Origin of the sequence: Limnohabitans rimovensis (SeqCode), from assembly GCF_965234775.1 — a bacterium.
In the GTDB taxonomy this organism is placed as follows: Bacteria; Pseudomonadota; Gammaproteobacteria; order Burkholderiales; family Burkholderiaceae_C; genus Limnohabitans; species Limnohabitans rimovensis.
Genome location: NZ_OZ248562.1, coordinates 1,255,255 through 1,276,085, shown reverse-complemented (window position 1 = coordinate 1,276,085; position 20,831 = coordinate 1,255,255). Strand labels below are relative to the sequence as shown.

17 protein-coding genes are annotated in these 20,831 nt (G+C 60.0%); 10 read left to right on the top strand and 7 right to left on the bottom strand.

Annotated elements, in window-relative coordinates:
• Window positions 1-8 precede the first annotated feature (8 nt).
• Together AC8GFZ_RS06185 and AC8GFZ_RS06180 are read right to left on the bottom strand one after the other, a co-directional pair.
• Window positions 9-1,442, bottom strand: a complete 1,434-nt coding sequence (locus AC8GFZ_RS06185; protein ID WP_506643386.1) for a sensor histidine kinase — start codon at window positions 1,440-1,442, stop codon at window positions 9-11.
• The gene (locus AC8GFZ_RS06180; RefSeq protein ID WP_506643384.1) at window positions 1,439-2,143 is read right to left on the bottom strand and encodes a response regulator transcription factor; all 705 of its coding nucleotides are present in this window, start codon (window positions 2,141-2,143) and stop codon (window positions 1,439-1,441) included. Before AC8GFZ_RS06180 ends, AC8GFZ_RS06185 begins: the two co-directional genes overlap by 4 nt.
• Window positions 2,144-2,205: 62 nt before the next feature.
• Between AC8GFZ_RS06180 and AC8GFZ_RS06175 the strand changes: the two genes are divergently transcribed.
• From AC8GFZ_RS06175 to AC8GFZ_RS06150, 6 genes are all read left to right on the top strand, one after another.
• Complete coding sequence (locus AC8GFZ_RS06175; RefSeq protein WP_506643382.1) at window positions 2,206-3,555, top strand: TolC family protein; 1,350 nt, start codon at window positions 2,206-2,208, stop codon at window positions 3,553-3,555.
• A gap of 2 nt (window positions 3,556-3,557) precedes the next feature.
• On the top strand, window positions 3,558-4,736 hold the full coding sequence (locus tag AC8GFZ_RS06170; RefSeq protein WP_506643380.1) for an efflux RND transporter periplasmic adaptor subunit: 1,179 nt from the start codon (window positions 3,558-3,560) through the stop codon (window positions 4,734-4,736).
• Window positions 4,733-7,804, top strand: coding sequence for an efflux RND transporter permease subunit (locus tag AC8GFZ_RS06165; RefSeq protein WP_506643378.1), 3,072 nt, complete (start codon window positions 4,733-4,735; stop codon window positions 7,802-7,804). The genes AC8GFZ_RS06170 and AC8GFZ_RS06165 overlap by 4 nt, the downstream gene beginning before the upstream one ends.
• 188 nt (window positions 7,805-7,992) lie before the next feature.
• On the top strand, window positions 7,993-10,062 hold the full coding sequence (locus AC8GFZ_RS06160) for a fused MFS/spermidine synthase (protein WP_506643377.1): 2,070 nt from the start codon (window positions 7,993-7,995) through the stop codon (window positions 10,060-10,062).
• Window positions 10,063-10,125: 63 nt separating this feature from the next.
• Entirely contained in the window at window positions 10,126-11,190 is a 1,065-nt protein-coding gene (locus tag AC8GFZ_RS06155) for a tartrate dehydrogenase (protein ID WP_506643375.1), read from the top strand.
• A gap of 10 nt (window positions 11,191-11,200) precedes the next feature.
• Complete coding sequence (locus AC8GFZ_RS06150; RefSeq protein WP_506643373.1) at window positions 11,201-12,160, top strand: tripartite tricarboxylate transporter substrate binding protein; 960 nt, start codon at window positions 11,201-11,203, stop codon at window positions 12,158-12,160.
• A 77-nt stretch (window positions 12,161-12,237) separates the two neighbouring features.
• Here the strand turns inward: AC8GFZ_RS06150 and AC8GFZ_RS06145 are convergent, their stop codons facing one another.
• The gene (locus AC8GFZ_RS06145; protein WP_506643371.1) at window positions 12,238-13,017 is read right to left on the bottom strand and encodes an enoyl-CoA hydratase; all 780 of its coding nucleotides are present in this window, start codon (window positions 13,015-13,017) and stop codon (window positions 12,238-12,240) included.
• Window positions 13,018-13,133: 116 nt separating this feature from the next.
• Between AC8GFZ_RS06145 and AC8GFZ_RS06140 the strand changes: the two genes are divergently transcribed.
• The 3 genes from AC8GFZ_RS06140 to paaK are packed head-to-tail and all read left to right on the top strand — an operon-like array spanning window position 13,134 to window position 15,662.
• The gene (locus AC8GFZ_RS06140; RefSeq protein ID WP_506643369.1) at window positions 13,134-13,928 is read left to right on the top strand and encodes an enoyl-CoA hydratase-related protein; all 795 of its coding nucleotides are present in this window, start codon (window positions 13,134-13,136) and stop codon (window positions 13,926-13,928) included.
• Window positions 13,929-13,932: 4 nt separating this feature from the next.
• A complete protein-coding gene (gene paaI, locus AC8GFZ_RS06135; RefSeq protein ID WP_506643367.1) occupies window positions 13,933-14,361 on the top strand; it encodes a hydroxyphenylacetyl-CoA thioesterase PaaI in 429 nt (142 codons plus the stop codon).
• On the top strand, window positions 14,358-15,662 hold the full coding sequence (paaK, locus tag AC8GFZ_RS06130; protein ID WP_506643365.1) for a phenylacetate--CoA ligase PaaK: 1,305 nt from the start codon (window positions 14,358-14,360) through the stop codon (window positions 15,660-15,662). Before paaI ends, paaK begins: the two co-directional genes overlap by 4 nt.
• Window positions 15,663-15,666: 4 nt before the next feature.
• Here the strand turns inward: paaK and AC8GFZ_RS06125 are convergent, their stop codons facing one another.
• From AC8GFZ_RS06125 to AC8GFZ_RS06110, 4 genes are read right to left on the bottom strand one after another with little or no spacing between them, the layout of a single operon-like run.
• The gene (locus tag AC8GFZ_RS06125) at window positions 15,667-17,475 is read right to left on the bottom strand and encodes a M61 family metallopeptidase (RefSeq protein WP_506643363.1); all 1,809 of its coding nucleotides are present in this window, start codon (window positions 17,473-17,475) and stop codon (window positions 15,667-15,669) included.
• Between the two features lie 5 nt (window positions 17,476-17,480).
• Complete coding sequence (locus tag AC8GFZ_RS06120; protein WP_506643361.1) at window positions 17,481-17,933, bottom strand: DUF3429 domain-containing protein; 453 nt, start codon at window positions 17,931-17,933, stop codon at window positions 17,481-17,483.
• Between the two features lies 1 nt (window position 17,934).
• Window positions 17,935-18,624 carry a DsbC family protein gene (locus AC8GFZ_RS06115; RefSeq protein WP_506644252.1) on the bottom strand — a complete coding sequence of 230 codons (690 nt, stop codon included), beginning with the start codon at window positions 18,622-18,624 and terminating at the stop codon, window positions 17,935-17,937.
• A 59-nt stretch (window positions 18,625-18,683) separates the two neighbouring features.
• Window positions 18,684-19,805: an FAD-dependent monooxygenase gene (locus AC8GFZ_RS06110; RefSeq protein ID WP_506643359.1), complete on the bottom strand. Its 1,122-nt coding sequence runs from the start codon at window positions 19,803-19,805 to the stop codon at window positions 18,684-18,686.
• A gap of 81 nt (window positions 19,806-19,886) precedes the next feature.
• On the opposite strand from AC8GFZ_RS06110, the gene AC8GFZ_RS06105 reads away from it, so the two are divergent.
• Window positions 19,887-20,774 (top strand): MOSC domain-containing protein, encoded by an 888-nt coding sequence (locus AC8GFZ_RS06105; protein ID WP_506643357.1) that lies wholly within the window; start codon window positions 19,887-19,889, stop codon window positions 20,772-20,774.
• Window positions 20,775-20,831: the final 57 nt, after the last annotated feature.

Sequence of the window (20,831 nt, the reverse complement as noted above, 5' to 3'; positions counted from 1 at the left end):
CGGTTGAGCTATTGATGAAGCGGAACTGCAGGTGCAGCCACCACCGTCAACGAAAGGCTGATGCGCAGGCCCGTGCCTTGGGGGCCAGCCTCCCATTGAAGGCGCGATTTGAGCAAATGGGCGTAGGCTTTGATGATCGACAGGCCCAAGCCAAAACCAGCGTTCACATCGATTTGTGCGTCCGAGCGTACCCAACGTGCTTGTACGCGGATTTGCTGGGCCGGGTCGATGCCCGGGCCGTTGTCGGTCACTGACAACACCACTTGTGCGCCGGCCCCGGCTGTTCCAGGGTGGGGCAGGCGGGCCAAGCCAACGGTCACGCAAGGGCTGGCGCCGCCCAGGGGTCGCCCATGGCGCAAGGCGTTGTCCAACAAGTTGCCCACCACCCCCTCGATCAGGGTCGCCTGGCCCATCACCCAAACCGGTTCGTCAAGGCCTTCCGCCCCCAGGTCGACACTTTGCGACATGGCTTTGGGCATGTACCGCATCACCACCCCACGCACCAAGGTGTCCAAGCGCAGCGCTTGCAAGGGCATGCCCTGCTGGGCCTCATCCGCATAAGCCAGTGCCAACAATTGGTCCATCAAATGAGAGGCGCGTTCTTCACTTTTGACAATCGCCAGCAATTGCTCTCGCCATTGGGCCGGGTCGTTTTGTTGCAAGCCAAACTCGGCCAAGGCGCGAATGCCCGCCAAAGGGGTGCGCAGTTCATGGGCCACATTGCCAGTGAACTCGCGTTGCGCGCGCACACCGTCTTGTAAACGCATCAGCAAATCATTGAACGCCTGACCCAGCCGGCGCACATCGCGGGAACCACCCATGGGGGGTAAGGGGCTCAAGTCACTCACATCGCGACTCAAAATGCCTTGCTCCAACCCAAGCAAAGGGTCAATTTCTTTTTGAATCGCACGGCGCAAACCCCAACCCAACAGCATCAATAGCAGCACCTGCGGCACCACGGTGACCCACAGCAGGCTTTGCAACAAACCGCTGCGGCTGGCTGTGGTTTGTGCCACCACCACGAAAAAAGGCTGGGGCTGTGCTTGAAACAGCGTCACGCTGCGCATGTCCATGCTTTGAAACACCACGTTTTCAAACAATGGCGGGGCATTCAACTGCAAGGCAGGTGCCAACAAACCCGGGTGCCCCGCCACCCACGCACCTTGTTGGTCATAAATCGCAAAAAAGATGCTTTCGCTTTGGTCAAACAACACCGTGCCCAGGTCTTGGTTTGACAAGTTGAGCTCCAGCGCTTTGCCGGGCTTGATCACGCTGACCCGGCTGGCCAACAAATAAGCGTCATCGAGCAAGCTGCGGTCAAAGGCTTTTTGCGCAAAGTGGCTGGCCACAGCGATGACCACCAGGCTGGACACCAACCAAGTTAATGCCAAGGGCACCAAGATTTGCTGCAGTAAACGCGTGCGCAGTGAGTGCTCGGTCATGGTGCTGCGTCATCTGCTTGGGCTTCGATCACATAGCCAATGCCACGCAAGGTGCGAATGCCCGCGCCGCTGCCCTGCAGCCGCTTGCGCAATCGCGAGATAAAGACCTCCAGCGCGTTGTCGCCCAACCACTCGTCAAAGCCTGATAGCTTTTCTGCCAGTTCGCGCTTGGGGACCGCCCGCCCAGGGGGGCTCATCAACTCCCACAAGACTTCAAATTCGCGGCTGGGTAACTCCAAGTCCTGGCCCGCCAGGGTCAAGCGGCGCATTTGCCTGTCCAGTGACAAAGCGCCGACTTTCACCACATCTTGCACCCCAATGCCACGGCGCACCACAGCGCGCAAGCGTGCTTCCACTTCAGCCAAGTCAAAGGGTTTGCCCAAATAGTCATCTGCACCCGCATTGAGTCCGTCGATGCGCTCCTCGGTGCGGTTGCGGGCGGTCAACACAATCACCGGTGTGTGGTCGCCTCGGGCGCGGGCGGCACGCAGCACCTCCAAGCCACTGGCAGGCAGGGCCGTGCGCTGGGCGTTGGCAGGCAAGTTCAAATCCAGCAAAACAGCGTCGTAGCTTTGGATGCCCCACAGATGGTGAGCGTCTTGGACATTGCCCGCCACATCAACCCGGTGCCCCGCCGCCGTGAGGCTGCGGCACAACACGTCGCGCAAAACATCGTCGTCTTCGACCAACAACACACGCATGGCAGTTCATCCATCCCGATTGGTCAGGTCAAGGTCAGGTTGGCTGTGCGCCAATCCGTTCCATGATACGACACACCTTTTTGCAAGGCTGGCTGCCGCTGTGCGCGCTCACCTGTGGGTTGGCCACCGGCAGCTCCATCGTGGGTGCGCAAGAAAAAATGGCGCGCAACATCGCCCATAACAACATCAGCTTGGCGCTGGTGCTGCAAAGCGCAGGGCGTAACCTGGGCGTTCAACAGGCCCAGCGCAGCCTGGACGCCTCTCGCGCCGATGTCTTGTCGGCCAACCATGCGCCCCTGCCCAACTTGACACTCAAGGCCGCATCAATCGATTTGCAAAACGGTTTGGGCGCACCCTCAGGCAACCCCGTCAACGACTGGCGGGTGGACAAATCGATCGGTATCGATGTGGTTTGGGAGCGCGGCAACAAACGCGCTTTGCGCACCCAAACCAGCGAGCAGATGGTTTCGGCCGCCCAAGCCGACGTGCAAGAAGCCCAAGCGCAGCAACAAATACGAGCGGCCGTGGCGTTTTTTGAGTGGGCAGCTGCCCATCAGCGTGAGTCATTGATGCAATCGATGGCCCAAAGTGCCCAACAATTGCACCAAGCGACACAGCAACGCCTCAAAGCTGGTGACGTGTCCGAACAAGATGCCGACCGCATAGCCATTGAATGGTCCAAGGCCCAAGGCGATGTGGCACAGGCGCAAAGCGACAAAATCCGCAGCGCCTTGGTGTTGCAGCAAGTCACCTCCCTGCCAGGCCCCGTTTTTGGATGGCAAGCCCAGGTGATTTGGCCCAGCGCCACGCCTGCGGGCTCGCTGGACTTGAGCACCGCACAGTTACAAGCTTGGGTGCAAGCACGCAGCGATGTGGTCGCCGCCCAACAGCGCTGGCTGGCCGCGCGCAGCGCGCTGGAGTTGGCCCAATCGCTGAAAAAGAAAGACATCACCTGGGGTGGAGCCTACGACCATTACCCACCCAATTCGAACAGCCTGGTCGAGTTGCGGGTCCAAATCCCTTTGCACTGGGGATATGGCTTTGAAGGTGAAATTGGCCGCGCCACCGCACAGCTGCAGCAAGCCGAAGTGGCGCTGGAGCGTGCCCGCATTGCTGCACAAACAGATATCAGCGACGCTGCACAGGTGCTGCGCCATGCCCAAGAACGCTTGCAATGGTTTGAAGCACAGATATTGCCTCGGGCCCAAAAAATAGCCTCCCAAGCCGACTACGCCTACCAAAAGGGCGCCCTGTCGCTGACCGACCTGATTGAAGCACGCCGCACTTTGCGCAGCACCCAAATGGACGCCTTGAGCGCCCGCACAGAGCATGCCAAAGCCCATACCCAATGGGATATCCGCACCCAAAGTGCGGCTGCAGTGCGCCCCACCACAACCGCGACCACCCCATGACCATGACACACCGAAACCTGTTACCCGTTTGTTGGCTGGGCTTGGCCTTGCTGAGCGCTTGCGACCGCTCAGCACCTGCGGCCGTTGGGGCGCCGCAGCCGATTTTTGAAGCCAGTCAAATCAAATATCCCCCGGGTCACCCGCAACTGCCATTGCTGTCAGCCCAAGCCGCGCAAGCCGCACAAGACCTGGTGTTTGAATTGCCCGCACGCTTGGTTTGGAACGAAGACCGCACCCAGCGCATCACCTCGGCATTTGCCGCCCGGGTGAGTCAAATCCATGCCGATGTGGGCAAGTCTGTGAGTGCGGGCAGTGCTTTGGCCACTTTGAGCTCGCCCGAGTTTGGCGCTGCCCAAGCCGACGCGGCACGCGCCCTGGCCGATGCGTCCGTGGCGCAAAAAAACCTGGCCCGGCAACAAGATTTGTTCAATGCCGGTATCGTGGCACGCAAAGAGCTGGAACAAGCCCAGGGTGATGCCCTGCGCACACAAGCCGAGGTGGACCGGGCACAAGCCCGCGTGGCCATGTATGGTGGCGGGCAACGGGTGGACCAGTTGATCGCCTTGACCACGCAAATGACCGGTGTGGTGGTCGAGCGCAACCTCAACCCGGGGCAAGAGGTGCGGCCTGAAGCGGCATCCCCTGCGAGCGCGGCTTTGTTTGTGGTGACCGATCCGCGTGAGTTGTGGCTGCTGATTGACGCCAAGGTCGAAGATTTACCCCATTTGCGCACGGGTGTGTCTTTGCCGCTGCGGGTGTCCGGCGTGTCCGATGGCCGCTTTTCAGCCACCGTGGTCGGCAGCAGTGACGCCATCGATCCAGTGGCACGGGTGGTCAAAGTCAAGGCAAAAGTAGCCAACCCTGAACGATTGCTCAAGGCTGAAATGATTGGCACCGTGCAAGTCAAGCGCAAGCTCGACGGCGGGGTGATGGTGCCCTCCTCAGCCGTGTTTTTGCGCGGAACCCAACATGTGGTCTATGTGCAAAACCAAACTGGTGTGTACCAATCGCGCGACGTGGTGCTGGGGCAATCTGACAGCAAAACCTCCCACATCACAGAAGGCCTAGCACCTGGCGACATGGTGGTCAAACAAAATGTGCTGCTGCTCGAGCGCGAATTCAGCATGGCACAAGCCGCTGCCCGCACCCAGGTGGTCGAGGCGGGCAAAGCCAAGCCATGAAAAAAATTGTTTTGTATGCGCTGACCCAGCCATTGCTCATGGGTTTGGCCACCCTGGCCTTTGTGTTTGGCGGTGTGCTCGCGTTTAAAAACTTATCGGTCGAGGCGTTTCCCGACGTCACAGACACCCAAGTCACCGTGATCGCGCTGTACCCGGGCCGCGCCGCTGAAGAGGTTGAAAAGCAAGTCACCCTGCCCTTGGAAGTCGCCTTGTCGGGCTTGCCCAGTTCGATCCGCCTGTTCTCGCACACCCAATTTGGCCTGTCCTTCACTGTCATCACCTACGACGAAAGCATCCCTGTCCATTTGGCGCGCCAACAGGTCAATGAGCGGTTGCGCGGGGTGGACTTGCCCACGGGTGTTGAGGCCAATATTGCACCCAACGCCACGCCAGTGGGCGAAGTCATGCGCTATCGCCTGCGTGGCGATGGCCTGTCCACCACCGAACTGCGCGGCTTGCAAGACTGGGTGGTCGAGCGGTCCTTGCGCCAAGTGCCCGGGGTGGCCGATGTGGTCGCCATGGGTGGCTTCATCAAACAGTACGAGGTGCAGCCCGATCTGGACAAGCTCAAGGCCTACAAGCTCACCTATCAACAGTTGCTGGACGCCCTGGCGCGGGGCAACGCCAATGCCGGCGGCAGCTATGTGGCCCAGGGCGCACAGCAGTTCGCCATCCGTGGCATTGGTTTGCTGCGCGACGCCGACGATATTGGTCGCATTGTGGTGGGCAGCCGCGCAAGCACGCCGATTTTGATCCGCGATGTGGCCGCGGTGGTGGTGGGGGCTGTGCCACGCTTGGGCACTGTCGGCCAAGACGGCGACGACGACGTGATCACCGGCATTGTCATCATGCGCAAGGGCGAAAACCCCAGTGTGGTACTCAAGCAGGTGAAGGAAAAAATTGCCGACCTCAACGCCAAAACCTTGCCGCCCGGGGTGCAAGTGGTGCCGTTTTACGACCGCACCTGGTTGATGGAAAAGACTCTGTTCACCGTGTTCAAAAACCTGGTCGAAGGCGCCTTGCTCGTGGCCTTGGTGTTGTATTTGTTTTTGTCCAATGTACGCGCCAGCTTGGCGGTGGTGGTGATCATTCCGCTGTCGCTGTTGGCGACCTTCATGGGCTTGAAGATCATGGGCGTGCCCGCCAACTTGTTGAGCTTGGGGGCGATGGACTTTGGCATCATTGTGGATGGCGCGGTCATCGTGGTTGAAAACATCATGCATCGCCTGGCGCAACGTGGTGAGGGCATGAACGACAAAGAGCGTCGCCATGTGATTGCCAGCGCCGCCAACGAGGTGGGCCGCCCCACGCTGTTTTCAATGCTCATCATCATCGCGGCCCACATACCCATTTTTGCGTTGCAGCGCCATGAAGGCCGCATCTTCCAGCCCATGGCCTTGTCGGTCACCTCGGCCCTGATCGGCTCCCTGATTTTTTCGCTCACCTTGGTGCCCTTGATCGCTTTTTGGGTGTTGCGCAAAGGCTTGCCGCACCAAGACAACCGCCTGGTTTCCTTTTGCAAGCGCACCTATCAACCTGTTTTGGCTTGGGCCTTGGGACATGCCAAGGCGGTGATTGGCATGGCTTTGGGTGCGTTTATGCTGGCCTTGGTCGCCGCCTATCATTTGGGCTCTGAGTTTTTGCCCGAGCTCAATGAGGGCACGATTTGGGTCAACCTGCGCCTGCCCGCCAGCGTGTCCAACCCCGAAGCGGCGCGCATCTTGCACGATGTGCGCCGCGCCTTGCTCACCGTGCCCGAGGTCAATACCACGGTGTCCAAAGCCGGCCAACCCGAAGACGGCACCGACCCCAAAACCATCAGCATGGCCGAAGTGTTTGTCGACCTGAAACCGGTTGAGCAATGGCGGCCAGGTTTGACCAAGGAAGACTTGATCGAGCAAATGAACCAGGTGGTGTCAGACCTGCCGGGCATGGAGCCGACTTTTTCTCAACCCATTCGGGACAATGTGTTGGAGTCGATCTCGCAAATTGACGGGCAAATTGTGATCAAACTCGCCGGCGACGATTTGGCGCAGTTGCGCAAAACCGCCAAAGAAATTGAACACGAGATCAAGCAAGTGCGCGGCGTCTATCGCGCCGAAGTCGACCGCTTTGGTGAGTTGCCGCAATTGTTGATTGAAATAGACCGCGAGCGTGCTGCCCGATATGGGCTGAATGTGGGTGACATCCAAGATGTGATTGAAGCCGCCTTGGCGGGCAAGGCCGCCACCACCTTGTGGGAAGGCGAGCGCAAATTCAATGTGGCTGTGCGCTTGCCCGATGCCCAGCGCCAATTGGCCCGTTTGGCCGCCATCCCTTTGTCCACGCCAGACGGCGGCTATGTCAGCTTGGGCGCGGTGAGCACCATCCGCGAGACCTCAGGCGCCATGAACATCGCCCGCGAGTCGGGTCGACGCACCATGGCCTTGGGCATTTTCATCAAAGACCGCGACATGGGGTCAGTGGTCGAGGACATGAAAGCGCGTTTGCAAAAAAATGTGGCCATCCCGCCGGGTTACAAATTGACCTGGTCGGGTGAATTTGAAAACCAAGAGCGGGCCATGCAGCGCTTGAGCGTAGTGGTGCCCTTGTCTTTCTTGCTGATTTTCATTTTGTTGTTCCATGCTTTTTCGTCGCTCAAAACAGCATCACTCATTTTGCTCAATGTGCCCTTGGCCTTGATTGGTGGCTTCATCAGTTTGTGGATGTTCTCTATCCCCTTATCGGTATCGGCGGCCATTGGGTTCATCGCTTTATCCGGGCAAGCCGTCCTCAATGGGGTGGTTTTGATTTCTGTGATTGAACAATTGCGCAGCGCAGGCTTGAATGTGTTGGATGCGGTCAAAGAAGGCGCGATGCAACGCTTGCGCACCGTGCTGATGACCGCCTTGCTCGCTGCCTTGGGTTTGTTGCCCATGGCCTTGAGCCACGATATTGGCGCCGAAACCCAACGCCCTTTGGCGATCGTGGTGATTGGTGGCTTGTTCACCGCCACTTTGCTGACCTTGGTGGTGCTGCCCGTGTTGTATGTGCTTTGGTACAAGGACAACCAGACCCCCCAAAGATGAAACCAGCTGACATCATTGCGACGCAAGCGGCGTTGATGATCATTTCAGCGAGACTGAATGGGAATATCTTCCAGGGCTTGACAGCCGCTATTTAAGCCACAATGACGACCCCGTGTTTGCAGGCATGGGCTGAACTTTTTTTTGGGCTTGCCCATCCCCCGTTTTTTATAACTACAAAAGTCAGTTGCATGTTTTATTTCATTTCCACGGTGTTCACCAGTGCTTTTTTGTTGTTCATGGTGCAACCCATCATTGCCAAACAAATCTTGCCTTGGTTTGGCGGTTCTTCAGCGGTTTGGACCACCTGCATGGTTTTCTTTCAAATGGTGTTGCTCATGGGCTATGGGTATACCGACTGGGTGGTGCGCCGACTCAATCAGCGCAAGCAGGCCATTTTGCACACCGCGTTGGTGTTGGTTTCTTTGGTGTGGTTGCCCATCGTGGCCGGTGACCACTGGAAGCCTGACCCCGACACCGAGCCTTCGCTGCGCATCTTGTTGCTGTTGCTGGCCACCGTGGGCTTGCCGTATTTTTTGCTCTCGACCACCGGGCCTTTGGTGCAAGCCTGGGTGGCCAAAACCCATCCGCAGGTCAAGGTGTACCGCTTGTTTGCCTTGTCCAACTTGGCGTCTTTGATCTCCTTGCTGTGCTACCCCCCCTTGATTGAGCCGAACATCAATTTGCAAACCCAGGCGGTGGCTTGGAGCGGTTTGTATGGGCTGTTTGCCCTCCTGGTCATTGTGTCGGCTTGGCAAACCCTGCGCGCCCAGACAGCCGGGAAAACGGTGGATTCAGCGCACAGTGCAGCGTCTTCATCTGCCGCTGCGCCCCAGCGCCGGCAGGTGGTGTTGTGGTACCTGTTGGCGACCTTGGGTTCGGTGCTGCTCTTGTCCTTTACCAATCACATGACGCAAAACATTGCCTCGGTGCCGTTTTTGTGGATCGTTCCCCTGGTGATTTACCTGGCCACCTTTATATTGGTGTTTGATGTGGGTGGTGCGCGCTCGCAAAGTGGTTGGTACGCGCGGCAATGGTTCATGCCGCTGTTGATGGTGTTGTTGCTCATCACCGCTTATGGCATGGTGGAGGGCTATGCCTCGACCATGAACATTTATGTCGCCTTGCCGCTGTTTTGTGTGTTGTTGTTTGTGGCTTGCATGTTTTGCCACGGTGAGTTGGCGGCCATGCGGCCCGAGCCGCAATACCTGACCCAGTTTTATTTGGCCTTGTCGGTGGGTGGGGCCATGGGGGGCCTGCTGGTCGGGGTCTTGGCGCCACTGGTTTTTGACAGCTTTGCCGAGTTGCCCCTGGCCTTGATGGCGTGCGCTTTGTTGGCCACTTATTTGTGGTGGCAAAGTCCGACGGTCGGCTGGTCAAAAGGCGGAGCGCAGGCCATCACGGCAGCGGCCGTGGGCATCAGTGCCGTCACCGGCTGGTATCTGTGGGACTATTCGCAGCCGAGTGAGAACACCATTGTGTCCAAGCGCGACTTTTATGGCACCTTGAGCGTGACGCAAACGGGCCCCTTGGAAGACAAGGACACGATGCGCCACCTCTTCCATGGCACCATCAGCCATGGGTGGCAGTACACCGACGCCCAATTGCGCACCAAACCCATCAGTTATTTTGGGCCTGGGGCCGGGATTTCGCGGGTATTGGATTTTTATGCCCAGGAGCGACCCGCCATCGATGTGGGTATTTTGGGTTTGGGCATCGGGGTGCTGGCTGCCTATGGCCGTGAAACCGACCACTACCGCATTTATGAGTTGGTGCCGTCGGTGCTGGACATTGCCAAAAAATACTTTTGGTACCTTACAGATACCAAAGCCAAGGTGTCGTTCAGTTTGGGCGATGGGCGCTTGAGCTTGGAGCGCGACCCGCCGCAGCAATTTGACATGCTCGGCATCGATACGTTTTCTTCCGACTCTATTCCTATGCATTTGATGACGTTGGAGGCCTTGCGCGTGTACCAAAAGCAAATCAAACCCGATGGGGCCATCGTCTACAACGTGACCAATCGTCTGATCAACCTGGCGCCGATGGTGAAATTGTTGGCTGAGCAGGAAGGGATGACGGCGATCTTGATTTCCGACACAGCGGCCCGGGGTGACTACTACCAAACCGATTTTGTGATCGTCACCCGCAACCCCAAGCTGATTGCAGATGCCCGTTTGAAGGACGCTGTGCCCATCCAAGCCTTGCCGGGCTTGAAGGTTTGGACCGATCACCACAACAATTTGTTCGACGTGTTGCGTTGACCTCTCAGGCCCACTGGGCCTGTCAAGGTATAAAGCGGTTTCCTCAGCACTTTTGAGCACCGCATGAAAACCTACCGCATCGCTTGCATCCCTGGAGACGGCATTGGCAAAGAGGTCATCCCCGCCGGCCAACAGGTCTTGACCGCTTTGGCCCAGGCGCAGGGCCGCTTTGGGTTTGAATTCACATCCTTTGCTTGGGGCGGCGACTGGTACCGCGCCCATGGCGTGATGATGCCCGCCGACGGTTTGGACGCCTTGCGCGGCATGGACGCCATTTTGTTTGGCTCGGCCGGCGACCCGCACATTCCCGATCACATCACCTTGTGGGGTTTGCGCCTGAAAATTTGCCAGGGCTTTGACCAATACGCCAATGTGCGCCCCACCCGCATCCTGCCCGGCATTGATGCGCCGCTCAAGCGCTGCGGCCCCAAAGACCTGGACTGGGTCATCGTGCGCGAAAACTCCGAGGGCGAATACGCCGGCGTGGGCGGTCGGGCCCACCAAGGCCATCCGATCGAAGTGGCCACCGACGTGTCCATCATGACCCGCGCCGGTGTGGAGCGCATCATGCGCTATGCCTTTCGCTTGGCGCAGTCGCGCCCTCGCAAGCTGCTGACCGTGGTCACCAAGTCCAATGCCCAGCGCCATGCGATGGTGATGTGGGACGAAATTGCCGCGCAAATCGCCTTGGAGTTCCCCGGTGTGCGCTGGGACAAAGAGTTGGTGGACGCGGCCACCGCCCGCATGGTCAACCGGCCCGCCAGCTTGGACACCTTGGTGGCGACCAATTTGCACGCCGATATCTTGAGCGACCTGGCCGCCGCTTTGGCCGGCAGCTTGGGCATCGCACCCACGGGCAACATCGACCCCGAGCGGCGCTACCCCAGCATGTTCGAGCCCATCCACGGCTCGGCCTTTGACATCATGGGCCAGGGGTTGGCAAACCCTATTGGCACTTTCTGGAGTTGTGTCATGCTACTGGAGCACTTGGGCGAGGTGCAGGCCGCCAACACCTTGATGGCGGCCATTGAGCAAGCCACCGCCAACCCCGCCTTGCACACCCGCGATCTGGGCGGGCAGGCCAGCACCGAGCAAGTCACCCGCGCCGTGTGCGCGTCGATTCAATGAGGAGAGCCCCATGTCTTTTGGTTTGAGCATTCGTTCTGTACTGGCCGCCTTGAGTGTGTGCGCCACCGCGGCCTTGGCCCAACCCTGCCTGGAAAAAAACCTGCAGTACTGGCAGGCCTTCCCGCCGGGGGGTGAGTCCGATTTATCGGCACGCCATCAGCAAGCGGTTTTGCGCAAAAAATGTGCTTCGATTGAAACCATTGTTCAGTACAAGGCCGGTGCCGGTGGGGCCTTGATGTGGTCGCAAATGAACAACTTGCCTGGCGACGGTTTCAACGTGGTGGGCATCAATTTGCCGCACATTGTGTTTCAGCCCATCGAGGGCCAGGTGCAATACAAAACCGCCGACATCACGCCGGTTTTTTGGTTCCACTACACACCCGACACCTTGGTCGTGCCCACCAGCAGCGGTATCAAAAACTTTGCCGAGTTCATTGAGGCCGCCAAAAAAGACCCCGGCAAACTCTCCCTGGGCGGCTCGGGCTTGAACTCGGCCAACCACGCCGCGCACGAGCGTTTGAATGCGGCCTTTGGCATCAAAACCATTTATGTGCCGTTCAAAGGCACGGGCGACATGACCACCTCGGTGCTGGGCGGGCAGGTGGACGGTGCCATGACCTATGTGCCCTTTGTGGTGGCCAACAAAACCCGGGTGCGGCCATTGGCGGTGGCGATGGACAAGCGCCATCCGCTGATTCCCGATGTGCCCACCTTCAAAGAGCTTGGCGTGAATTGGGTGGACGGCGCCTACCGGGGCATTGGCGTGCCCAAATCCACACCGCCTGAGCAGCGCAAACGCTTGTCAGACCTGTGGATGGCTTTGAACAACGACCCAGAGATGAAAGACCTGGCCGCCAAAAGCGGCTTTGAGTTGGTCAATGTGGGGCTGGAGCAAATGGACGCGTTCATGAAAGAGCGCGCCCAGCTCTACACCGAGGGTGCGGCCCGCCTGGGTCTGGGCAAAAAGTAAGTTCGGACGGCTCCCGCATCGGCCCCAGGGACCATGTGGGGCCATGTGGGGCCGGGCAGGGGCTCACCCGATGCGCATCAACGGTTGGTGAACTGCGCTTTGCGCTTGCCCACAAATGCGGCCATGCCTTCTTTTTGATCGTTGGTGGCAAACAAGGCGTGGAACATGCGCCGCTCAAACATCACGCCATCGGCCAAGCCGCTTTCAAAGGCGCGGTTGACCGATTCTTTGGCCGCCATGGTGGCCAGCTGCGAGTGATCGCAAATCATCAAGGCGGCGGCCAGGGTCTCGTCCATCAATTTGTCCAAAGCCACCACCCGGCTCACCAGGCCAGAGCGCTCGGCCTCGGTGGCATCCATCATGCGCCCGGTCAAGGCCAAATCCATCGCCTTGGCCTTGCCCACCGCACGCGGCAAGCGCTGGGTACCACCGGCACCAGGGATGATGCCCAGCTTGATCTCGGGCTGGCCGAACTTGGCGTTGTCGGCGGCGATGATGAAGTCGCACATCATCGCCAACTCGCAACCCCCACCCAGGGCAAAACCGCTGACCGCTGCGATCACCGGTTTGCGCACCGAGCGGATGGTTTCCCAGTTGCGGGTGATGAAATCTTGTGCGTACACATCGGCAAAGTTGTAGCTGGCCATGGCACCAATGTCGGCCCCAGCGGCAAAGGCTTTTTCGCTGCCGGTGATGACCATGCAGCCAATGGCGGGGTCGGCGTCATAGGCCTTGAGCGCGATGCCCAACTCGTCCATCAACTCGCCATTGAGCGCATTCAATTGCTTGGGCCGGTTCAGGGTGATCACCCCGACCTTGTCGGCGTGGGTGGCGGTTTGGATGGTTTGGTAGGTCATGGGGTCTCCGGCAAAAAAGGGCAGGGGGTGGCTTGGGAGCATGACTATACCCAAGGGAAAACATTCACCAACTGTCGGGTCGGGTAATGTTAAATTGCAGGCCCGAGGAGAGCCCCATGTCTGAACCCCAAGTGTTGTATGAAGAGCGCGCCGCCGTGGCCTGCATCACCCTGAACCGGCCCCAGGCCTTGAACAGTTTCACCCGCACCATGCACAACGAGTTGTGGGCAGCGTTGGATCGCGCCGAGGGCAACCCCCACATCCGGGCCTTGGTCATCACCGGTGCTGGGCGCGGCTTTTGTGCCGGTGCCGATTTGTCCGAGTTTGACTTCACCCCAGGCCCAGACATGGTCGAGCGTGCCGACCCCGGCCCCTTGATCGACCAGTATTTCAACCCCACGGTGCGGCGCTTGCAGCAACTGCGCATGCCGGTGGTGGCCGCCGTCAACGGCGTGGCCGCTGGTGCTGGCGCCTCTTTGGCCATGACCTGCGACATCGCCATTGCCGCGCCCTCGGCCAGCTTCATCCAAGCGTTCAGCAAAATTGGCCTCATCCCAGACGCCGGTGGCAGCTGGTTTTTGGTTGAGCGTTTGGGTTTGGCGCGGGCCATGGCCTTGGCCATGACCGGCGACAAGCTCAGCGCCGAGCAGGCCCAGCAATGGGGCTTGGTGTGGCAAGTCGAAGCCGATTGCCTGGCTGCCGCCTGGGCCATGGCCGAGCGCTTGGCCACCATGCCCACCCAGGCCTTGGTGGCCACCCGCGCCTTGCTGCGCGACGCCAGCCAACGCACTTTGAGCGCCCACTTGGATGTGGAGCGCGACACCCAGTCGCAACTGGGTCGCACCCACGATTACATCGAAGGCGTGAGCGCGTTTTTGCAAAAGCGCCCTGCGCAATTCACCGGGAATTAAAGCCATGGACGAGACAGCGCTGGCCCAGCAGGTCGGGCAAGTGATGTTTGCCAACGACCGCGCCACCCGCGAAACCGTGGGCATGGATTTGCTCAGTTGCACCCCTGGGCGCGCCAGCATGCGCATGGTGGTAAAAGACAAGCACCTCAATGGCCACCAAACCTGCCATGGGGGTTTTATTTTCACCCTGGCCGACTCCACCTTTGCTTTTGCTTGCAACAGCCACAACAACAATGCGGTGGCAGCGGCTTGCAGCATTGAGTTTTTAAAGCCCGCGCACTTGGGCGATGAGCTGCTCACCGAAGGCGTGGAGCAGGTGTTGTCGGGGCGGCACGGCATTTACGATGTCAAAGTGACCAACCAGCGTGGCGAGACCGTGGCCCTGTTTCGCGGCAAAAGCGCGCAAATACCTGGAACGGTGGTGAACCCATGAACACCCAACACGCCTTCGCCCATGAGCCCATCGAACACGCCAGCGTGGATGAATTGCGCAGCTTGCAACTCAAGCGCTTGCAATCGACCTTGCAGCATGCCTATGCCAATTCGCCGGTTTACAAAGCCAAATTTGATGCGGCCGGTGTGCACCCCAGTGATTGCCAAAGCCTCACCGACTTGGCGCGCTTTCCCTTCACCACCAAAAGCGATTTGCGCGACAGCTACCCCTACGGCATGTTCGCCGTGCCGCGCGCGCAGTGTGCCCGCATCCATGCCTCCAGTGGCACCACGGGCAAGCCCACGGTGGTCGGTTACACCCGCAATGACATCGACACCTGGGCGCACCTGGTGGCGCGCAGCATCCGCGCGGCGGGCGCCCGACCGGGCGACTTGGTGCATGTGAGCTATGGCTATGGTTTGTTCACCGGCGGTCTGGGCGCGCACTATGGCGCTGAAAAACTCGGCCTCACCGTGGTGCCTTTTGGTGGCGGGCAAACCGAGCGCCAGGTGCAACTCATCACCGACTTCAAACCCGACATCATCATGGTCACCCCCAGCTACATGCTGGCGATTGCCGATGAGTTTGAGCGCCAAGGTTTGGTCCCCGCAGACAGCTCTTTGCGCATTGGCATTTTTGGCGCCGAGCCCTGGACCAACGACATGCGCCGCGCCATTGAGCAGCGCATGGGGCTGGACGCGGTCGACATTTATGGCTTGAGCGAAGTGATGGGCCCGGGTGTGGCCAGTGAGTGTGTGGAAACCAAAGACGGCCCGACCATTTGGGAAGACCATTTTTACCCCGAGGTGATCAACCCGGACACCGGTCTGCCCGTGGCCGATGGTGAGTTTGGCGAACTGGTCTTCACCAGCTTGACCAAAGAAGCCTTGCCCATCATCCGCTACCGCACCCGCGACCTCACGCGCTTGTTGCCCGGTTCAGCCCGCACCATGCGCCGCTTGGAAAAAATCACCGGTCGCAGCGACGACATGATGATCGTGCGCGGGGTCAATGTGTTTCCCACCCAAATTGAAGAACTGTTGCTCAAACAAGCGGTGCTGTCACCCCACTACCAGTGTGTGCTCAGTCGCCGGGGGGCGCTGGATGAGCTCAAGGTGGTGATCGAAACCCGCGCTGGCGTGGACCCCCAAGGCAGCGCCGCTCAGGCCGCCGCCCAGCAGTTGCAGCACGACATCAAGGCCTATGTGGGCACCAGCGCCGAGATCGAACTGCGCGCCGAAGGCGGTGTCGAGCGCAGCATGGGCAAGGCCAAGCGCGTCGTCGATACCCGCCAGTTGTGAGGGTTTAAACCAGCCAGCGTTTGAGCGCCGCAGCGTCGGTCACGCTCAAGCGCCAGGTGCCCACCCGCGGGTCGGTGGCCGCTGGCACCACCAAGGGCAGGCGCAGCAAATGCTGATCGCGCGCCACCAACGCGGTGCAGCGTTTAGCAGTACCCAGGTACAAACCCAAGTCATCGATTTTTTGCAAGCGCCATGCGCTGGCGGCACGGCCTTTGCTCGCGGGTACTTCCAGCCCCAGCCATTCGTCTCCAGGGGCCATGCCCGCGCGCTGGGCCGCGCCGTCGGTGAACACAAATTTCAATTGCACGCCCTTGTCCTCGCTCACCCGCAGGCCCAAGCGTTGGGCCCAGGCAGACGGGTCGACGTGCACGCTCAAGCCGTGGGCACTGAGCAACTCTTGCAGCGGCAAGTCGGCGGTACTGTGAACCCATCGCTGCACGGTTTTGCGCCAGTCTTGGCCGCTGACGCTGTGCAACACCGCCAGCAAATCGTCTTCACCCATGGGCCCGCCATGGCAGCGCTGCCACAGGCCGCGCATCACCGCGTCCAGGCTGTGGCCACATTGGCGCAAACGCAAGTCCAGGCACAGACCGACCAAGGCCCCCTTGGTGTAATAACTGACGGTGATGTTGGGGGTGTTGTCATCGGCCCGGTAATACTTGGTCCAGGCTTCAAAACTCGATTGGGCCAGCGAATGCACCAAGCGCCCCGGCGTTTGCAGCACCTGGTTGATGGTTTTGTTCAGGCCTTGCACGTAGCGCGTGCTGTCCATCAAACCACTGCGGTGCAGCAGCAAATCGTCGTAATAGCTGGTCAGGCCCTCAAAAAACCACAACAGCTCGGTGTGGTTTTCTCGGCCCCAGTCGTAGCGTTCAAATTCTCGCGGGCGCAAGCGTTTGACGTTCCAGGTGTGAAAGTACTCGTGGCTGATCAGGCCCAGCAAGGTCATATAGCCTTCGCTGGTTTTGGCCTCGCCCAGGCGCGGCAAATCGCTGCGCTGCGCAATCAGTGCCGTGCTGTGGCGGTGCTCCAAGCCCCCATAACCACTGTCAACCGCGTTCAGCATGAACACATAGCGGTCGTGCGCCGATGAAGCGACGCGCCCAGCGGCTTTGCCGTCGCCATGCCAAAAGCGAATTTGAGTTTCGCAAATGCGCTGGGTGTCGCGCAGCAAGCGTTCGCCATCGAAGCTGGGCGGGGTGCCGGCCACCACAAAGCGGTGCGGCACGCCGCAGGCCTCAAAACTACCCGACCAAAACGCACCCATCTCCACGGGCGTGTCGACCAATTCGTCGTAATCAGCGGCCTGGTAGTCGCCCCAGCCTTTGGCATTGACGCGGGTGGGGAGCAAGGCGGTGGCCACGCGCCAATCTGTGGGCACGCCTGCGGGGTTCAGGCACACGCCGTGGGCTGCATCGCGGTGGCCATGCACCCACAGAAACACGCTGGTGCCGTTGAAAAAGCCGCGCGTGCCATCCAGCCATGCGGTGCGCACCGAGTTGTCGTGGGCATGCACGCGGTAGTGCAAGACCAAGGCTTGTTGGGGGTCGGCGCTGATGTCCCAAGTGGCTTTGTCGATCTGCACCACGCTGCGAGGGCGAGTTGATTGCGTGGCGCGCAGACCCAACAATTGCTTGGAAAATTCGCGCACCATGTAGCTGCCCGCAATCCACACCGGCAATTGCACGCGCTGCAGGGCAGCGGGTTGGGCAATGGTGCAGGTGATGTCAAACACATGGGCGGCCCAGGCATGGGCTTGCACCTCAAACTGCACAGCCATCTGGGGGGTGGAGCGCTTGCGGGTGTTTGCCATTGCAATCAGGTGGCCGAAGCGCCCAGCAAACAAGACAACACCGCCACGGCTGTGAGCCGCGCACGCAAGGGCAGCCAGGCCGACCAACCCCATTGGGCCCAGGTGCGTCGGTCAACGCCGTAACAAACCACCAACAGCAAGGCCAACAGTGGCAGGCCAGCAAAGGCGGGCATGAGCAAGGCCACCCAGGCCACCAGCGAAGGAACGACGCCCCACACCAGGTGAAAACGCCGCGCCGGTGCATCCAGGGGCAAGCCCATGCCCCAATGGATGCCGCCCAAAAATGCGGCAATGGTGGCGGCATAAGCGCTCAAGGCCATGGCCACAAAGGCGTGCACATCGCCACTGACCAACCACATCAAGCCAGCCAGCCCCACAAATGGGATCAAGCCAGCGTTGCCCAGCCGCTGTACCAGGATGGCGATGTCGCCTTGCGCTTGTGGGGCGGGGTGTTGCATCTCAGGGCTTGGCCGCGATGAGCTGTTCAATTTGGGCCACCGGGATGGCACCTGGTACGCGCCTGCCATCTTGCGCCAACAAGGTGGGAGTGCCGGTGATTTTGTGTTTGCGCCCAAATTCCACATTGCGCGTCAGGGCCGAGCTGTCGCAATTGGCCACGGCAGGTGCGGTGTCGCGGGTCATGTAGTCCAGCCAAGCCTTGGGCTGGTCTTTGGCGCACCAAATGTGGCGCGATTTGTCCATCGAATCGGTGCCCAAGATGGGATACAAAAACAAGTACACGGTGATGTTGTCGACCTTTTGCAAGTCGCGCTCGAAACGCTTGCAATAGCCGCAGTTGGGGTCCTCAAACACCGCCAATTTGCGTTGTCCGTTGCCACGCACGATGGTGATGGCGTCTTTCAGCGGCAGGCTGGAAAAGGCAATCGCGTTGAGTTTGTCGCTGCGCTCTTCGGTCAAATTGCGTTTGGTGCGGGTATCGATCAAGCTGCCTTGCACCAGGTAGTGGCCGTTGGCGTCGGTGTAGTAAATCTCGTTGTCCTCCAGCAGCAACTCATACAAGCCATTGATGGGGGTTTTGTTGACGGATTGGATTTTGGGCAGGTCGGGGATGCGCTCTTTGAGGGTTTTGCGGATCGCGGCCTCTTGGGCCCCGGCCAAGCTGGGTATGGCCATACAGGCCAGCAGCATGGCGCCAAAAGACACGCGCTGGGCCAAGGCTGCACCACGTTGAAAGCTCGAAAAAATCATCATTGCATCGCCTGTTGAATCACCCATTGCTTCAAGGGTGGGATGGTGTCAAAGTTTTTCATGCCCCATTGGCGCAGGTCTTTGGCCAGCGCATGGGGGTGGGCAAACAAACGCTGCAAGCCGTCGCAAGCCACCCAAGTGGGCCACATGCCGGCTTTGCGTTGGCGCTCGTATTGGCGCAGCAAATGGCGGTCGCTCAAAGGCCGCCAGTGGTTGATGCCTTGGCGGGTTTGCAGCACATCATGCAAAGCTTGGGCATCGGCCAAGCCCAGGTTCAGGCCCAAGCCCGCCAGCGGGTGCACGCTGTGGGCGGCGTCACCGGCCAGCACCCACGCATGGCCGTCGCTGTCTTGGCCAGACCACTGGGTGGCACGGGCCATTTGCAGCGGCCAGCTGCGGCGCTCACTGGTGAGGGACAAGGTGCCCAATTGGTCGTGGCTGGCATGGTTCAAGGCTTGTTCAAACTCGGCTGCAGGCATGGCTTGCAACTGGGCGGCTCGTGCCGGGCTGAGCGACCACACCAAGGCCGCTTGCTGGCCTTGCGCGCCGCCCATGGGCAACAGCGCCAAGATATCGAGCTCGCCGTTGTCGTGGTTGAACCATTGAAAGGCCTGGCCTTGATGCGGCACGCTGCATTGCACCCGAGCGGCCAAGGCGTGTTGGTCGTAGGGCAAGACCTCGTGGGTGACGCCCAAGTGGTCGCGGCTGCTGCTGTGGCGGCCTTCGCACACCACGGTAAGGCTGGCGCTGGCTGCTTCGGTCAGCACGGTGATCAGGGGCTGGTATTGAATCGCTTGGGCCAATTGGGCTTGGAGCACAGGCACATCAACGATCCAACTCAAGCCCTCAGTGGTGGGCGCCGGCAATTGAACTTGCGCACCGCCATCGCCCCAGACCCGCATGCATTGCACCGGGGTGGCGTGCTCGGCATCGGGCCAGCAGCGCAGGCTTTGCAACAGGGTTTTGGAGGCGGCATTCAGGGCAAAAGCGCGCACATCGGGTGCGGCTTTGGGGGTGGTATCGACCAGGCCCACCCGCAAGCGCAAACCTGCCAACTGCAAGGCCAGGCTTTGACCGACCACACCGGCACCACGGATACACACATCGAAAGCAGCTTTCATGGTGGGCGATTCTAGGTGGGCCCTTTCACGCCAGCCGCCCAGGCACAATTCAACCCTCCTCATCGACCCGCCAATGAAACCATGACCGACGCCCAAGCCACCGTGTCCCAATTGTGGATATACCCCGTCAAATCTTGCGCCGGTGTGATGCTGCAAGAAGCCACCCTGACCGACCAGGGCTTGTTGAACGACCGCTGTTGGATGGTGGTCGACGCGCACGGCGAGATGGTCAGCCAGCGCGATGTCCCCCAGATGGCCTTGATCCAACCCAGCTTGCGCAGCTCAGAGGTGGTGCTGCGCGCACCAGGCATGTTGGCCTTGCACTTGGCCTTGTTTGAGGTGCAAGAAGCCGTGAAGGTTCAGCTGTGGGGGCACACCATGCCCGCGTTTGACATGGGTGATGTGGCTTCGCAGTGGTTCACCGACTTTTTGGGCCAAACCCCTGAGGGCAAAGCCTTGGGCCGATTGCGCTTGGCGCGTTTTGACCCCGACCATGTGCGCCTGAGCAGCACCCAATGGACCGGCACGGTGGCCGCGAAAAACCAATTCAGCGATGGCTACCCTTACTTGGTGTGCAGCCAAGCCTCGGTCGAAGACCTGAATGCGCGCTTGGCCACCCAAGGCCATGGCGCGGTCGATCTGCGCCGCTTTCGGCCCAACATCGTGCTCAGTGGCATTGCGGCGCATGATGAAGACCACCTGCGCAGCTTGTCGTGGCAGGCCGAGGAAGGCCAAGTGGTGTTGCAACCGGTCAAACCGTGTTCGCGCTGCCCCATGCCCAATGTCGATCCCGACACCGCCGCCGTCAACCCCTTGCTCAGCGATGTGCTGCAAAGTTACCGGCAAGACCGCCGCTTGGACGGGGCCATCAGCTTTGGCATGAACGCCATTGCCACCCAAGGCGTCAGTGAGGATGTGGAGCCGGTATTGCGCGTGGGTCAGGTGCTCGACCTCCAATACCTCCTGTGAGTTGGGCGCTGATGGGGTGCGCCTTCAGCGCGAGGCGCTGGCTACAATCCCACCCCT

What these genes read in the sequence shown, in the direction of transcription:
- AC8GFZ_RS06160 (WP_506643377.1), top strand. Translation starts at nt 7,993, where the DNA reads ATGTTTTATTTCATTTCCACGGTGTTCACCAGTGCTTTTTTGTTGTTC.
- AC8GFZ_RS06105 (WP_506643357.1), top strand. Translation starts at nt 19,887, where the DNA reads ATGACCGACGCCCAAGCCACCGTGTCCCAATTGTGGATATACCCCGTC.
- AC8GFZ_RS06140 (WP_506643369.1), top strand. Translation starts at nt 13,134, where the DNA reads ATGTCTGAACCCCAAGTGTTGTATGAAGAGCGCGCCGCCGTGGCCTGC.
- AC8GFZ_RS06155 (WP_506643375.1), top strand. Translation starts at nt 10,126, where the DNA reads ATGAAAACCTACCGCATCGCTTGCATCCCTGGAGACGGCATTGGCAAA.
- AC8GFZ_RS06165 (WP_506643378.1), top strand. Translation starts at nt 4,733, where the DNA reads ATGAAAAAAATTGTTTTGTATGCGCTGACCCAGCCATTGCTCATGGGT.
- AC8GFZ_RS06180 (WP_506643384.1), bottom strand. Translation starts at nt 2,143, where the DNA reads ATGCGTGTGTTGTTGGTCGAAGACGACGATGTTTTGCGCGACGTGTTG.
- AC8GFZ_RS06150 (WP_506643373.1), top strand. Translation starts at nt 11,201, where the DNA reads ATGTCTTTTGGTTTGAGCATTCGTTCTGTACTGGCCGCCTTGAGTGTG.
- AC8GFZ_RS06185 (WP_506643386.1), bottom strand. Translation starts at nt 1,442, where the DNA reads ATGACCGAGCACTCACTGCGCACGCGTTTACTGCAGCAAATCTTGGTG.
- paaI (WP_506643367.1), top strand. Translation starts at nt 13,933, where the DNA reads ATGGACGAGACAGCGCTGGCCCAGCAGGTCGGGCAAGTGATGTTTGCC.
- AC8GFZ_RS06170 (WP_506643380.1), top strand. Translation starts at nt 3,558, where the DNA reads ATGACACACCGAAACCTGTTACCCGTTTGTTGGCTGGGCTTGGCCTTG.
- paaK (WP_506643365.1), top strand. Translation starts at nt 14,358, where the DNA reads ATGAACACCCAACACGCCTTCGCCCATGAGCCCATCGAACACGCCAGC.
- AC8GFZ_RS06110 (WP_506643359.1), bottom strand. Translation starts at nt 19,805, where the DNA reads ATGAAAGCTGCTTTCGATGTGTGTATCCGTGGTGCCGGTGTGGTCGGT.
- AC8GFZ_RS06125 (WP_506643363.1), bottom strand. Translation starts at nt 17,475, where the DNA reads ATGGCAAACACCCGCAAGCGCTCCACCCCCCAGATGGCTGTGCAGTTT.
- AC8GFZ_RS06175 (WP_506643382.1), top strand. Translation starts at nt 2,206, where the DNA reads ATGATACGACACACCTTTTTGCAAGGCTGGCTGCCGCTGTGCGCGCTC.
- AC8GFZ_RS06115 (WP_506644252.1), bottom strand. Translation starts at nt 18,624, where the DNA reads ATGCTGCTGGCCTGTATGGCCATACCCAGCTTGGCCGGGGCCCAAGAG.
- AC8GFZ_RS06120 (WP_506643361.1), bottom strand. Translation starts at nt 17,933, where the DNA reads ATGCAACACCCCGCCCCACAAGCGCAAGGCGACATCGCCATCCTGGTA.
- AC8GFZ_RS06145 (WP_506643371.1), bottom strand. Translation starts at nt 13,017, where the DNA reads ATGACCTACCAAACCATCCAAACCGCCACCCACGCCGACAAGGTCGGG.